Here is a 13,892-nt window from a genome sequence, read left to right as displayed (position 1 = left end):
TACAATTCGGGTTTTTGGTATAAGTTTTACCGTTCGCGTTTGGACAGGTTGTCCTATTGTTAAACACAGACCCTGTCCGATACGAAAAATCCCTGCTTATAAAAATAGACTAATGGGCCGGGTAAAACGCGATGCGAGGAACATCTCATGCACATATTGCTGACCGGCGGTACTGGTTTGATCGGACGTCAGCTCTGCCGCCTCTGGTTGGGGCAGGGACATCGCTTGACGGTATGGAGTCGTCGACCCGAAGAAGTGGCGAAAATCTGTGGGGCAGATGTGCGAGGCGTTGCCAAGCTTGATGAAATTGTCGAGCCGGTGGACGCGGTGCTCAACCTCGCAGGAGCGCCGATTGCCGATCGGCCCTGGAGCCACAAACGCAAGATGTTGTTGTGGAGCAGTCGCATCACGTTGACGGAAGTTCTGCTGGCGTGGCTGGAGCGTTGCGAGCAGAAACCGCAGGTATTGATTTCCGGTTCCGCGGTGGGCTGGTATGGCGACGGTGGCGAGCGTGAGTTGACCGAGGAGTCGGGGCCGGTGAGCGAAGATTTCGCCAGCCAGTTGTGCATTGCCTGGGAAGAAACCGCGCAACGGGCCGAGGCGTTGGGGATACGCGTGGTGCTGGTTCGTACCGGCCTGGTCCTGTCTGCCGAGGGCGGCTTTTTGTCGCGCCTGCTGTTGCCATTCAAACTGGCGCTGGGCGGGCGTATCGGCAATGGTCGGCAGTGGATGCCGTGGATTCATATTGACGATCAAATCGCCCTGATTGATTTTCTTCTACACCGCTTTGAGGCCAGCGGTCCTTATAATGCGTGCGCTCCGAACCCGGTACGCAACCGCGATTTTGCCAAGGCCCTGGGGCATGTATTACATCGGCCAGCCGTGGTGCCGATGCCGGAACTTGCGTTGAAAGTCGCGCTGGGGGAATTGTCCTTGTTGTTGCTTGGCGGCCAGCGCGCCACGCCGGCCCGATTGCAGGCGGCGGGTTTCACATTCCGCTTCACTGATTTGCCTGCGGCCCTGGAAGACTTGTCCAGCCGCCTTTGAAATAGGACGTTGCATGACCGATCACGCGTTGCTTCTGGTGAATCTGGGTTCGCCTGCCTCCACTTCGGTGGCCGATGTGCGCCTCTACCTCAATCAATTCCTGATGGACCCGTATGTCATCGACCTGCCATGGCCGGTGCGGCGCTTGCTGGTGTCGCTGATCCTGATCAAGCGTCCCGAGCAGTCGGCCCATGCCTATGCCTCGATCTGGTGGGAGGAGGGTTCGCCGCTGGTGGTGCTCAGTCGTCGGTTGCAACAGGCCATGACCGCGCAGTGGACCCAGGGCCCAGTGGAACTGGCGATGCGTTATGGCGAGCCGTCCATTGAATCTGCGCTGGTGCGGCTGGCGAGTCAGGGTCATAAAAAAATCACGTTGGCGCCGTTGTACCCGCAGTTCGCCGACAGCACCGTGACCACGGTGATCGAGGAGGCCAAGCGGGTCGCGCGGGAAAAGAAACTCGATGTGCAGTTCTCGATTCTCCAACCGTTCTACGATCAGCCCGAATACCTCGACGCCCTGGTGGCCAGCGCCAAGCCGTACCTTATGCAGGAGCACGATCATCTGTTGTTGAGTTTCCACGGCTTGCCGGAGCGGCACCTGACCAAGCTCGACCCCACGGGGTTTCATTGCTTCAAGGATGCCGACTGCTGCAGGAACGCGCCGCCGGAGGTCATGGCGACCTGTTACCGCGCGCAATGCATTCGCACTGCCGAGCTGTTCGCCCAACGCATGGGGCTCAAGGCTGGCCAGTGGTCGGTGTCGTTCCAGTCGCGATTGGGCCGGGCCAAATGGATCGAACCCTATACCGAAGCACGCCTGGAGGAACTGGCCAAAAGCGGCGTGAAGAAAATCTTGGTGATGTGCCCGGCGTTCGTGGCCGACTGCATTGAAACCCTGGAGGAAATCGGCGATCGCGGCCGTGAGCAGTTCCGCGCGGCAGGGGGGGAGGAGTTGGTGCTGGTGCCTTGCCTTAATGATGAGCCGCAGTGGGCGCAGGCGTTGAGTACCCTCTGCGAACGGGCACCGATAGCTCTGTAAACCTCGAAAAGCATCGCGGGCAAGCCTTGCTCCCACAGATTTTGTCTTGACCACTCAAGCATGGTCCACTCAAAACCTGTGGGAGCAAGGCTTGCCCGCGATGACAATAGTGCAGGCGGTGAATCTACAGCAGCGGTTCATCCGCCTTCTTCTGCTTCCAGCCATCATTGCCTGGCAGCAGCAGGTTCAGCGCGATCGCCACCACCGCGCACAGCGCGATGCCTTTGAGGCCGAAGTCGTCCGGGCCAGTGCCGGTGCCCACCAGCACGCCGCCGATGCCGAACACCAGCGTCACTGAAACGATCACCAGGTTGCGCGCCTCGCCCAGGTCGATCTTGTGGCGGATCAAGGTGTTCATGCCCACCGCCGCAATCGAACCGAACAACAGGCACAGGATCCCGCCCATCACCGGCACCGGGATGCTTTGCAGCAGCGCGCCGAACTTGCCGATGAATGCAAGGCTGATGGCAAAGATCGCCGCCCAGGTCATGATCTTCGGGTTGTAGTTCTTGGTCAGCATCACCGCGCCGGTCACCTCGGCGTAGGTGGTGTTGGGCGGGCCGCCGAACAGGCCGGCGGCGGTGGTGGCAATGCCGTCACCGAGCAGTGTGCGGTGCAGACCGGGTTTTTTCAGGTAGTCACGACCGGTCACGCTGCCCACGGCAATCACGCCGCCGATGTGCTCGATGGCCGGTGCCAGCGCCACCGGCACGATGAACAGGATTGCCTGCCAGTTGAATTCCGGCGCGGTGAAGGCCGGCAGGGCGAACCAGGGTGCAGCGGCGATTTTCGCGGTGTCCACGACCCCGAAGAAAAACGCCATGGCAAAGCCCACCAGCACGCCGGAAATGATCGGCACCAGGCGGAAAATGCCTTTGCCGAACACCGCCACGATGAGGGTGGTGAGCAGGGCCGGCATCGAAATCAGCATCGCGGTTTGATAATGAATCAGCTCGCTGCCGTCGCCGGCCTTGCCCATCGCCATGTTGGCGGCAATCGGCGCCATGGCCAGGCCGATGGAAATGATCACCGGACCAATCACCACCGGCGGCAGCAGCCGGTCGATGAACCCGGTGCCCTTGATCTTCACCGCCAGGCCAAGAAAGGTGTAGACGAAACCTGCCGCCATCACGCCGCCCATGGTCGCAGCCAGGCCGAACTGGCCCTTGGCGAGGATGATCGGGGTGATGAAGGCAAAGCTCGAGGCCAGGAACACCGGCACCTGGCGCCCGGTGACGATTTGGAACAGGATCGTTCCCAGGCCGGCCGTGAACAGCGCCACGTTAGGGTCCAGCCCAGTGATCAGCGGCATCAGTACCAGCGCGCCGAAGGCGACGAACAGCATCTGCGCGCCGGACAGCACCTGGCGCCAGAGCGGATCGTTGAACTCATCCTGCATGCTCAAGCGTCCTTCTGCTTGGTGCCGAAGATCTTGTCGCCGGCATCGCCCAGGCCCGGGATGATGTAGCCGTGTTCGTTGAGTTTCTGATCGATGGACGCGGTGTAGATGGTCACATCCGGGTGGGCATCGTGCACGGCCTTGATGCCTTCGGGGGCCGCGACCAGCACCATGGCGCGGATGTCCCGGCAACCGGCCTTTTTCAACAGGTCGATGGTGGCGACCATGGAACTGCCGGTGGCGAGCATCGGGTCGATGATCATCGCCAGGCGCTCGTCGATTTCCGGCACCAGTTTTTCCAGGTAGGTGTGCGCCTGCAGGGTCTGCTCGTTGCGAGCCACGCCCACAGCGCTGACCTTGGCCCCCGGGATCAGGCTCAGCACGCCCTCGAGCATGCCGATGCCGGCGCGCAGGATCGGCACCACGGTGATCTTCTTGCCGGCGATTTTCTCGACCTGGACCGTACCGGCCCAGCCGTCGATTTCATAGGACTCCAGCGGCAGGTCCTTGGTGGCCTCGTAGGTGAGCAGGGCACCGACTTCCTGGGCGAGTTCACGGAAGTTCTTCGTGCTAATGTCGGCGCGGCGCATCAGGCCGAGTTTGTGTCTGATCAGCGGATGGCGGATCTCGAGGATGGGCATGGGGAAGGCTCCGGCGGCGGGCAAAAAAACCGGCCTAGATTAATCTATCCGAGGGTGTTGTCCTATAGACAATACAGAACGTTAGTCCACAAACGCTTGATCTGGCCGGGCGGGGTGCGTACCTTTGCCGGTTTTTCCGATCCGCTACCCCTGGAGAGCGACATGTCCGCTGATCTCGAGCATATCCGTCAAATCATGCGAGAGGCTGACTGCCTGTACACCGAAGCCGAAGTCGAAGCGGCCATCGCCCGTGTCGGTGCGCAAATCAACGATCAATTGGCCGAGGCCAACCCGGTGGTGTTCTGCGTCATGAACGGCGGGTTGATTTTCTCCGGCAAGCTGCTGACCTACCTGAACTTCCCCCTGGAAGCGTCCTACTTGCACGCGACGCGTTATCGCAACGAAACCAGCGGCGGCGACCTGTTCTGGAAAGCCAAGCCGGAAGTCTCGTTCATCGACCGCGACGTGCTGATCATCGACGACATCCTCGACGAAGGTCACACCCTGGGCGCGATCATCGACTTCTGCAAACACGCCGGTGCCCGCGCCGTGCACACCGCCGTGCTGATCGACAAGGACCACGACCGCAAGGCCCGTCCGGACTTGAAAGCCGATTTCGTCGGCCTTCCGTGCATCGACCGCTACATCTTCGGTTACGGCATGGACTACAAAGGTTACTGGCGCAACGCCAATGGCATTTTCGCCGTCAAGGGCATGTAATCGATGACTCGGCCAAGCTTTCTGGATCATGCACTGTTCGATGACTTGGCCGAAAAATCTGCGGCCAGTCCTCGTGGGCGGCAGCATCATAACTTCCATGAGATGGATGAGCCGTGCCACCGCATGGCGGTGGGGCTGCAGCCTTCGACCTACATCCCGCCGCACCGCCACCTGAGCGCCGACAAGGCGGAAACCTTGCTGGTGCTCAAGGGCCGGTTGGGGATATTGATCTTCGATGAAACCGGCGCGGTGGTAGACAAGCGCATCCTGCAGGCCGGTGGCGATTGCCTCGGCGTTGACCTGCCGGCCGGTGTGTATCACGGATTGGTGGTGCTGGAAGCCGACAGCCTGATGTTCGAATGCAAGGCCGGCCCCTACCGGCCCGTGGGCGAGGGCGAACTGGCCCACTGGGCGCCCCGTGAAGGCGAGGCCGGCGTGGCGCAATACCATGCCTGGATGCGCGCCCAGTTCGCCACATGAATTCAGATGCACCCTCACTACAGATCAAGCCAGCCTTGAATGAGCGGTGCTGCCAGCAGCCAGCCATTGCTCGCTCTTGACCCGTGCCTGCTCCAGGGTCTGCACATACGCCAATTGCCGCTGCTCGCGATGAATGCCGGCGCGGCGCAGTTTCAGGCGTACCCTTGGCGCCGTCGCGACCAGGATCAGGCCGATGCCCTGCTTGCGGTAATCCTTCAGGATGTTTTCGAACGCGGCCAGCGCGGTCATGTCCAGCATGGGCACGGCGCTCATTTCCACGACCACCACCCGGACCCCCGGATCGAACTTGCGCAGCACATCCAGGGCTTTTTCCGCCGCGCCGAAGAACAGCGGTCCGCGAATCCCGTAGCAACGCACATGCTCGGGCATGTCCAACAGGGCCTGGTGGAAGTGACGGGGCAATTCGGCGCTGTCGGTCAGTTCGCTCATACGCTTGATGAACAGCCCGGCGGCCAGCAGCAGGCCGACGGCGACGGCCATGACCATGTCGAACAGGACGGTCAGGCTAAGGCAGGTCAGCAGCACCAGTACGTCGCTGCGCGGGGCGATGCGCAAGGTATGCAGCACGTGTCCGGCTTCGCTCATGTTCCAGGCCACTATCACCAGTAGCGCCGCCAGGGCAGCCATGGGCAGGTAGCTGAACAGTGGCGCCAGCAGCACCATCGCCAGCAGCACCACAAGGCTGTGAATGATCGCGGCCAGCGGTGAAGAGGCGCCGCTGCGCACATTGGTCGCACTGCGGGCAATGGCCGCCGTGGCGGTGATACCGCCAAACAGCGGCGCCACGACGTTGCCCAGGCCTTGGCCGATCAGCTCGGCATTGGGGTCGTGCTTGCTGCCGGTCATGCCATCGGCCACCACGGCGCACAGCAGCGATTCGATGGCGCCAAGCATGGCAATGGCGAAGGCCGGGCCCAGCAGTTGGCGGATCAGGTCATAGGAAAGCGTCAGGGGATGGCCTTGGCCATCTGGCAGGTTCCATGGCCACTCGAAGCTCGGTAAAAACGGCGGGATGCCGGGATGGCTGATGCCATCGACCACGTAGCTGAAACGCTCACCCAATGTCGCCACCGGCCAACCGCCGTGCTCCAGCGCCAGTCCCAGTAGGGCCCCGACCAGCAAGGCAACCAAATGCCCGGGAACTCGCGGTACCCAACGAGGCCAGGCAATCAACACCGCCAGGCACGTGACGCCGATGATGCCATCGCCGAGTCGGGCACTGGGCAGTGCCACGATCAGTTCGCCCAACTGTTCGATGTAGTGCTTGGCTTGCCCGACGGTGGTCAGCCCCAGCAGATCCTTGAGTTGCAAGGTGGCGATGACCACGCCGATCCCGGCGGTAAAGCCGAGGATCACCGGGTAGGGGATGTATTGGATCAGCCGTCCGGCGCGCATCAACCCCAGGGTGATGAGAATCAGGCCAGCGAGCATGGTGCACAACAACAGGCCGCCGAGGCCGTATTGTTGGGTGATGGGCAGCAGGATCACCACGAACGCCGCTGTCGGCCCGCTGACGTTGAAGCGCGAGCCGCCGGTGAGGGCGATCAAGGGTGCGGCCACCAATACCGTGTACAAGCCATGTTGCGGCGGGACACCAACGGCAATCGCCAGGGCCATGGCCAGTGGGATGGCGATGATGCCGACGGTCAGCCCGGCCACCAGGTCGCCACGCAGGCGCTCAAGGGTGTAACCGGCGCGCCAGGTTTGGCGCCAGGCGGCAAACAACGGTGGGGCGGAGAAAGACATGGGCACTCCACTAAGTGAACGGGGCAAACACCGAACTCCCGGCAAACACCCAACCTGTGGCGAGGGGATTTATCCCCGCTGGGCTGCGTAGCGGCCCCCATCGGGTTGGGGTGATCTATCTGACTCACCGAGTATCCGGTTTGGGGCTGCTTCGCAGCCCAGCGGGGATAAATCCCCTCGCCACAAAAAGCATTCTGTGGCGGGTGTCAGGGCTGATGGCTCTTTGAGTATGCCGTGCTCGTTGCGCGGATGTATTGATCTGGATCGTTATTTTTACCGCTCAGGCTCATGCTAGAGTGCCCGGCCAAGACCCTGGAGCTTGTCATGCGTGTATCGATCCGCCGCTGCGCCACTTTGCTGTTGATCTCCAGCCTGCCCTTGGCGGTCGTGGCTGCGCCGATGCACAGTCAGTTCCTGCCGCCTGATGACCTGGTGGTGCGCCAGGAACAGCCTGAACAGCAGCAGTTGCTGCAAGTGACCGAGTATTCGGTGGTACTGGGTAACCAGCGTCAGTCCAACCAGCAACCGATTCCGGTCACTTCACCCTTGCTGGTCCGTCTCAAGGGCAAGCCGATGAACAAAGGGGCGACCATCAACCAGGTGATCCTCAACTTCGACGGCGAAAGCAAAAGCCTGAAGAAACCGGTCTTCGACGAGGCGAGCAAGACCCTGACGCTGTCTTATCCACAGGCCCAGTACCGGGTGGTCATCGATCTGCTGCGCAACAACACGGTCTATGTGCAGTTTCTCACCTACGCCAACGGCCATATCTGGGCCGACCTGCACACCGGTGCCGAACGCCCGCGTTGAGCCCCGGGGCCTGCCGGGGGTAAACTGCCCGCCCCGTGAACTGTGCGAGCTGGAGCCGGCAATGCGTAAAGACAAGAAACAAGTGATTGGCGACGAGATTGGCGATGAACAGATCAAGCTGTTCCTCAATTTCGAACCGGTCGATGCCACTTCGCCGTCGCTGCACAAACTGATCAAGGCCTACCGTGGCCTGCGGGTCGACGATTTCGAGCGTTTCCTGACGTTCTTCGTCGAGGCCGGCCATGACCTCAATGGCAAGGACGAGCACGGCAACGATTTCGTCGCGCTGGTTCGCGACCAGCGTAATGCTGAGGATTACATCGAATTGATCGAGAAGGCGCGTGGCTGATTGATCCTGGGCCTGCTTCGCAGGCCAGTGGGAGCAAGCTCCCTCGCCACGAAAGCGTCACCCATAAAAAACGCCCCGCTCTCATGGAGAACGGGGCGTTTTTTTATGCGATCAAATCAAGCGTAGCTTTGGGTCTCGCTGCTTTCTTCAACCAGCTCCAGCGCGATGTTGTTCTGCGCATTGATCTTGCGATACAGCGCCGCGTCGGTTTCCAGCACTTTTTCCCGGGCCGGGAAGATTTCTGCGAGCTTGGCAGCCCACTCGCCCTTGGCTTTGTCCGGGAAGCAGCGCTCGATCAGTTCCAGCATGATCGACACGGTCACCGAAGCACCTGGCGATGCGCCGAGCAGGGCGGCGAGGCTGCCGTCCTTGGCCGCCACCAGTTCGGTGCCGAACTGCAGGACGCCACCTTTCTTCGGGTCTTTCTTGATGATCTGCACCCGTTGGCCGGCCACTTCCAGGCGCCAGTCCTCGGCTTTCGCCTCGGGGTAGAAGCGACGCAGGGATTCCAGGCGCTGTTCCATGGACTGCATCACTTCGCTGATCAGGTACTTGGTCAGGTCCATGTTGTCCCGGGCCACGGCCAGCATCGGGCCGATGTTGCCGGCGCGTACCGACAGCGGCAGATCCATGATCGAGCCGTGCTTGAGGAACTTGGTGGTGAAACCGGCGTACGGCCCGAACAGCAGGGATTTCTTGCCATCGACCACACGGGTGTCCAGGTGCGGCACCGACATCGGCGGCGAGCCCACGGCGGCCTGGCTGTATACCTTGGCCTGGTGGTGCTTGACCACTTCCGGGTTGTCGCAACGCAGCCACTGGCCGCTGACCGGGAAGCCGCCGAAGCCCTTGCTTTCCTCGATGCCCGAGGCTTGCAGCAGCGGCAACGCCGCACCGCCGGCACCGAGGAACACGAACTTGGCGTCGACATCGCGGCTGCTGCCGGAATTGACGTCCTTGATGCTCACGGTCCAGCCACTGCCGTTGCGCTTGAGGCCGGTGACGCGCTTGCAGTATTTGACCTGGGTGTCCGGGGCGCTGGTCAGGTGCTTGAGCAACTGGTTGGTCAGGGCGCCGAAGTTGACGTCGGTACCGTTCATGACCCGGGTGGCGGCGATGACTTCGTCGTCAGGCCGGCCAGGCATCATCAGCGGCATCCACTCGGCCATCCGGGCCTTGTCCTCGGTGTATTCCATGTCGGCAAAGGCGTGATGCTGGTGCATCAGCTCGAAGCGCTTCTTCAGGAACGACACGCCTTTCTCGCCTTGCACGAAGCTCAGGTGTGGCACCGGGGCGATGAAGGACTTGGAGGAGCCGAACGTGCTTTTTTTGGTCAGGTACGTCCAGAACTGCTTCGACACCTCGAACTGGGTGTTGATGTGCACGGCTTTCTTGATGTCGACATTGCCGTCGGCCGCCTGGGGCGTGTAATTGAGCTCACACAGCCCGGCGTGGCCGGTACCGGCGTTGTTCCAAGGGTTGGAACTCTCCGCGGCACCGGAATCCATCAGCTCGACGACTTCCAGCGAGATCGCGGGGTCGAGCTCCTTGAGCAGTACGGCCAGGGTGGCACTCATGATACCGGCCCCTACCAGAACTACATCGACTGCTTCGTTATGCGCCATTTAACGCGTCTCCAAAATCTGCAGCACCAAATTGTCGGCATAGCGGCCAAGAGAGGCGGGGCAGGTCAGTTGCGCCCCAGTTATCCATGGCCAGGATCGCCATGTCCGAATCTTCGCAATTTTTCGCACCTACTGCGGATGCATGCAGCCTGGCCTCAAGAGTCACATGAACTCATTTAAGCGCCGGGCAGGCAATTCGACTTATGGCCGAGACATCCGTTCGTGCAACCAAATCCGTAGCGGACAGGCTTCAGGCGCCGGTTCTTGAGCGATATCCGGTCCTGTGTCGTTGGGCTGTTTCAGACGCTAATGGTGCTTGTTCAGACGCAAAACTATTCATTTGCTCGCCACACTCTCGTGAAGTTGTGAAAACCCGTTTTTTCACGCTCTTTTGAAGACGTGAACCTCAAAAAAGGGCTGTCCCAGCCTGGCACTGCGCCCGGTTTGGTTGCCCCCATGTAGTACATGACAGGCAAAACGGGCAGACAGCTCAGTGACCGAGCGTAATGACAGCTCTGCAGATTCGCGAAAAGTGGTGATTTGCCTGGAGGAACAGCAAGCGCGCCAGCTTCACTCGATCTGTGTGGGCGGCTCTCTGTGGGCGTTGCGGGGTGCCAATACCAGCGCATCAGCGGCGTTGCGAGGCCCGATCAGGAGACGTCCTTATAATCGGGGGGAGATTGTATCGAAGAAACGCAGGGAAATGGTCGTGTTTAATGACTTTTATTAGCCGTCCGGTCAGATGGTCAACAGCTGCCGGTTACGTGCGCGGGCAGGAAGCGGTTGCACGCGGGCGCTGGCGGGCAATGGCTGGTGCAGCCAGTTGAGACGGATCTCTTCGATTTCCACCCAGCCTTCGCCCATGGGTTGCAGACTGCACTGCTTGAACGCCTGGCAACGGCCGTTGCGATCGAGCAAGGCGAAGCTGCGGTGATGGGGACGAGGGGTGAACAGGGAAATAAGGAAGCGCATGATCGAATACCGGGTCAGGGAGCTTGGGATAAGCTTGACAGCGGCCCATGACATGCCGGTGTAAGGACCGTGACAGTGGGGTGACAGGAACCGGCAACCACGGCCCGTGTCAGACATTCCAGTATTCATCGCAAGTCTCTAGTTCACCGCGATGGCGCACCGCTATACTGCCGGCCTGTTTGTGCCCGATTCTGGAGAGAAGAGCATGTTGCAACGCCTGTTGTTCGGTTTGATCGCTGTGACCAGTCTGACCCTCGTCGGCTGCGCCCACAGCCCGCAACAACTTAACCCGGAGCCCAAGCTCAATGCCCAGCTGGCGCCTGTGGGTCGTGGCCAGCCGGTGGTGGTGCGGGTGGTGGACGGTCGTCCGTCGCCGACGCTCGGCACCCGTGGCGGGCTGTATCCGGAAACCAGTGTGATCACGGTGCAGGGCGCGCAGATCCTGCCCAAGCTGCAGGCCCAGGCTGAAGCCGCCGTGCGTTTGCTGGGCTTCACGCCGACCGCCAATGCCTTGAATGCACCGCAACTGACCGTGACCCTGGCCGAGCTCAAGTACCAGTCGCCCAAGGAAGGCATGTACGTGACCGAAGCCACCATCGGCGCGACCTTCCGCTCCGACGTGCAGAACGCCAACCGCCGCTACAGTGGTCGTTACGGTGCTTCTTTGGACCAGCGCTTCGGCATGGCGCCTAACCAGGACACCAACACCAAGCTGGTCAGCGACGTCTTGAGCGATGCCCTGACCCGGCTGTTCAAGGACCCGACCATTGGCCAGGTGCTGGCTGAGTAAGTAACAAGGCCTCATAAACCCTGTGGAAGCTTGCTCCCACAGGGTTTTTTATGGGCGAGATTCTCAGGCTGCCTGGGAATAGAACTCCAGCACACTGATCCCGGTCAGCAGGTCTGTCTCTGGCAGGTCGGCATGTTGATGGCCGCCGAGGGCGCAATACACCAGCCAATGTCGGTCCTGCACGTTGAAGGACAGGCTGCCGACGAGGTTCTGTTGTTCGTCGCTTGGGCTGATGAGATAGAGGCGGTCCTGGTTTTCGGCGTGCAGCATGACGGGTTCCGTGCAGGTTTGAAGGGCGACAGAGTGGCCTAATCAGATGACGAAACCGTGACGGGTGAAATTAACCCTGGACTTGCTCCCTCGCCACAAAAGAACCCAGCGTTGCGGCGGGATCGTTACTGGTCGGAAAAAGCGGCGCAGGGCGGCAGGCTTTCGGTAGAATCCGCGCCCTGTTCGTAGGCCACGGACGTGCCCTGTCCGTTTTTCGTTTGAGGTTCGTAATGTCGTCGCATCTGCTTTCGTTGTTCGCCGCCCACCCCGCCAAACTGATCAACCTGCTCGCGTTGCTGTTTGCCTGCCCGGGTGGCTGGGTGCTGCATGCGACGCGCCGCCGTGAACAACGGGCGCGGGCCTGCCTTGAAGCACGCAATCGCGATGGCAACGAACGATTTGAAGCGCTGCTGGATCTGGCCACTCAGCGGATGAACCGGTTTTTCTACCGGTTTGGCTTTGGTTGCCTGGCGCTGGCGTTGCTGGTGTCGTGGATCAGTACGCAGTTCTGAAGCAGTAGCCGTGGCAGGGCAAGTGAGGTTTGTCAGGCAAAGACGCTTTTGTGGCGAGGGAGCTTGCTCCCGCTGGGCTGCAAAGCAGCCCCTCTCGAACGCTCAACCCTAACGCCAAGCCTGTGTTGCGATTGCTGCGCAATCGAGCGGGAGCAAGCTCCCTCGCCACAGAGGCCACTTCAGGCCCTGGCCAACCTGGCTTTAAAGCGCCAACCCCGCCTTGACCCGATACTGATTTCGCACCGGCGTTGCGTATTGCAGCACCAGGAACGGCCGGTGTTCCGGCGGGCAAGCGTCCAGCCGGCGTTGCCATTCTTCCTGGGCCTTGGCCAGCTCTTCGGCGCCAAACACCTCGGCCGCCGTGGGCACCTGCAACTGCGGGTCGGCATCGGCCCATTGGGCATAAGCCAGGTAGTGCACTGGGAACAGGCGGTAGCCGCCGAGAATCTGCCGATCCATTTCCTGGGCCAATTGCTTGGTGTCCTCGAACAGCTCGGTGATGGGCGCGGCGAAGTTCACGTGGACCCGGCCCTTGTAGCCGGTGATGCCCTTGGCGATGCTCACGTCGTCCTCGCCCGGTGCCTTGGTGTAGGTGCCGGTGGTGGCGCGGATGTACAACTCGCGGGCCTTGGCCTGGTCGCACGGGTCGTATTCGTAGCTGATCGACACCGGTGTGAGATTCAGTGACTGGATCACCTCGCCGAACGGCTCGTCCTTGCGGCTCATGTGGAACATCTTGAGGATCGCCGATTCGGTCCGGTCGTCACCGTCCTTGGCCCGCCCTTCGGCCTGGGCGATCCAGATCGAGGCGCAGTCGTGGCGGATCGAATGGTTGATGTACGCCGACAACAACTGGTACGCCGCCATTTTTTCCCGCCGGCCGGTGATGGAGCGGTGCACGATGAAGCTCTTGTTCAGGCGCATCAGGTCGCTGACAAAAGGCTTTTGCAGCAGGTTGTCGCCAATGGCGATGCGCGGGGTCGGCAGGCCGGCGTGGTACACGGCATAGTTGACGAAGGCCGGGTCCATCACGATATCGCGGTGGTTGGCGATGAACAGGTACGCACTGCCGGACTTGAATTGCTCCACCCCGGTATAGGTCACGCCATCGGTGGCGCGCTCGATGGTGTGGTCGACGTAGAACTCCACCTTGTCCTGTAACGTGGCGACCGACGTCACTCCGGCGAACTCACGGCGCAATCTTTGCGCTATAAGGGGTTTGAGCATCCAGCCGAAGGCGCCGGCCAGGCGTGGGAAGCGGAAGTGGGTGAGGATATCTAGAAACGCCTTGTCGCCAAGCAGTCGTGCCAGCACCGCTGGGACTTCGCTGTCGTCGTAAGGTCGGATGGCATCGAATTCGCCCATCATGCTCTCTTGTAGGAAACGGCTAGGGTAAGTAAAGGTTCGATCGAAAAACCGACAGGGCACGGCCTGGAAGATAAGCCAGACAAAAATAGCCCTGCAAATAGAC

At 61.0% G+C, this 13,892-nt stretch carries 15 protein-coding genes; 8 read left to right on the top strand and 7 right to left on the bottom strand.

The window, feature by feature from the left end; translation table 11 throughout:
- The first annotated feature begins 147 nt into the window (after positions 1-147).
- Together HU749_RS24980 and hemH are read left to right on the top strand one after the other, a co-directional pair.
- On the top strand, positions 148-1,047 hold the full coding sequence (locus HU749_RS24980) for a TIGR01777 family oxidoreductase (protein ID WP_095974934.1): 900 nt from the start codon (positions 148-150) through the stop codon (positions 1,045-1,047).
- Between the two features lie 13 nt (positions 1,048-1,060).
- A complete protein-coding gene (gene hemH / locus HU749_RS24975; RefSeq protein ID WP_186652093.1) occupies positions 1,061-2,086 on the top strand; it encodes a ferrochelatase in 1,026 nt (341 codons plus the stop codon).
- 124 nt (positions 2,087-2,210) lie between these two features.
- Here hemH and HU749_RS24970 read toward each other — a convergent pair whose 3' ends face one another.
- Both HU749_RS24970 and upp read right to left on the bottom strand, forming a co-directional pair.
- A complete protein-coding gene (locus tag HU749_RS24970; RefSeq protein WP_046063539.1) occupies positions 2,211-3,485 on the bottom strand; it encodes a uracil-xanthine permease family protein in 1,275 nt (424 codons plus the stop codon).
- A gap of 2 nt (positions 3,486-3,487) precedes the next feature.
- Complete coding sequence (upp, locus tag HU749_RS24965) at positions 3,488-4,126, bottom strand: uracil phosphoribosyltransferase (protein WP_018606486.1); 639 nt, start codon at positions 4,124-4,126, stop codon at positions 3,488-3,490.
- 162 nt (positions 4,127-4,288) lie between these two features.
- Between upp and HU749_RS24960 the strand changes: the two genes are divergently transcribed.
- Both HU749_RS24960 and HU749_RS24955 read left to right on the top strand, forming a co-directional pair.
- Positions 4,289-4,846, top strand: coding sequence for a hypoxanthine-guanine phosphoribosyltransferase (locus HU749_RS24960; protein ID WP_018606488.1), 558 nt, complete (start codon positions 4,289-4,291; stop codon positions 4,844-4,846).
- A 3-nt stretch (positions 4,847-4,849) separates the two neighbouring features.
- Positions 4,850-5,326, top strand: a complete 477-nt coding sequence (locus tag HU749_RS24955; RefSeq protein WP_079302624.1) for a WbuC family cupin fold metalloprotein — start codon at positions 4,850-4,852, stop codon at positions 5,324-5,326.
- Between the two features lie 24 nt (positions 5,327-5,350).
- Here the strand turns inward: HU749_RS24955 and dauA are convergent, their stop codons facing one another.
- Complete coding sequence (gene dauA, locus HU749_RS24950) at positions 5,351-7,093, bottom strand: C4-dicarboxylic acid transporter DauA (RefSeq protein ID WP_046063541.1); 1,743 nt, start codon at positions 7,091-7,093, stop codon at positions 5,351-5,353.
- Between the two features lie 324 nt (positions 7,094-7,417).
- Here dauA and HU749_RS24945 point away from each other — a divergent pair, with 324 nt between their 5' ends.
- Positions 7,418-7,903 (top strand): hypothetical protein, encoded by a 486-nt coding sequence (locus tag HU749_RS24945; protein WP_014340174.1) that lies wholly within the window; start codon positions 7,418-7,420, stop codon positions 7,901-7,903.
- 61 nt (positions 7,904-7,964) lie between these two features.
- Positions 7,965-8,252 carry a PA4642 family protein gene (locus HU749_RS24940; RefSeq protein WP_014340173.1) on the top strand — a complete coding sequence of 96 codons (288 nt, stop codon included), beginning with the start codon at positions 7,965-7,967 and terminating at the stop codon, positions 8,250-8,252.
- 116 nt (positions 8,253-8,368) lie between these two features.
- On the opposite strand, the gene mqo is transcribed toward HU749_RS24940, so the two are convergent.
- Entirely contained in the window at positions 8,369-9,877 is a 1,509-nt protein-coding gene (mqo, locus tag HU749_RS24935) for a malate dehydrogenase (quinone) (RefSeq protein ID WP_095974503.1), read from the bottom strand.
- 738 nt (positions 9,878-10,615) lie between these two features.
- On the bottom strand, positions 10,616-10,849 hold the full coding sequence (locus HU749_RS24930) for a hypothetical protein (RefSeq protein ID WP_072344449.1): 234 nt from the start codon (positions 10,847-10,849) through the stop codon (positions 10,616-10,618).
- Between the two features lie 205 nt (positions 10,850-11,054).
- On the opposite strand from HU749_RS24930, the gene HU749_RS24925 reads away from it, so the two are divergent.
- Positions 11,055-11,639: a YajG family lipoprotein gene (locus HU749_RS24925; protein WP_003205489.1), complete on the top strand. Its 585-nt coding sequence runs from the start codon at positions 11,055-11,057 to the stop codon at positions 11,637-11,639.
- A 63-nt stretch (positions 11,640-11,702) separates the two neighbouring features.
- Here HU749_RS24925 and HU749_RS24920 read toward each other — a convergent pair whose 3' ends face one another.
- Positions 11,703-11,909, bottom strand: a complete 207-nt coding sequence (locus HU749_RS24920) for a hypothetical protein (protein WP_046063543.1) — start codon at positions 11,907-11,909, stop codon at positions 11,703-11,705.
- A gap of 230 nt (positions 11,910-12,139) precedes the next feature.
- On the opposite strand from HU749_RS24920, the gene HU749_RS24915 reads away from it, so the two are divergent.
- Positions 12,140-12,421, top strand: coding sequence for a hypothetical protein (locus HU749_RS24915; RefSeq protein ID WP_014340169.1), 282 nt, complete (start codon positions 12,140-12,142; stop codon positions 12,419-12,421).
- Positions 12,422-12,622: 201 nt separating this feature from the next.
- Here HU749_RS24915 and HU749_RS24910 read toward each other — a convergent pair whose 3' ends face one another.
- Positions 12,623-13,789 (bottom strand): 1-acyl-sn-glycerol-3-phosphate acyltransferase, encoded by a 1,167-nt coding sequence (locus HU749_RS24910; RefSeq protein ID WP_046063544.1) that lies wholly within the window; start codon positions 13,787-13,789, stop codon positions 12,623-12,625.
- Between the last annotated feature and the right edge of the window lie 103 nt (positions 13,790-13,892).

The organism is Pseudomonas ogarae, assembly GCF_014268695.2.
GTDB lineage: Bacteria > Pseudomonadota > Gammaproteobacteria > Pseudomonadales > Pseudomonadaceae > Aquipseudomonas > Aquipseudomonas kilonensis.
This window is presented reverse-complemented; position numbering and strand designations above follow the sequence as displayed.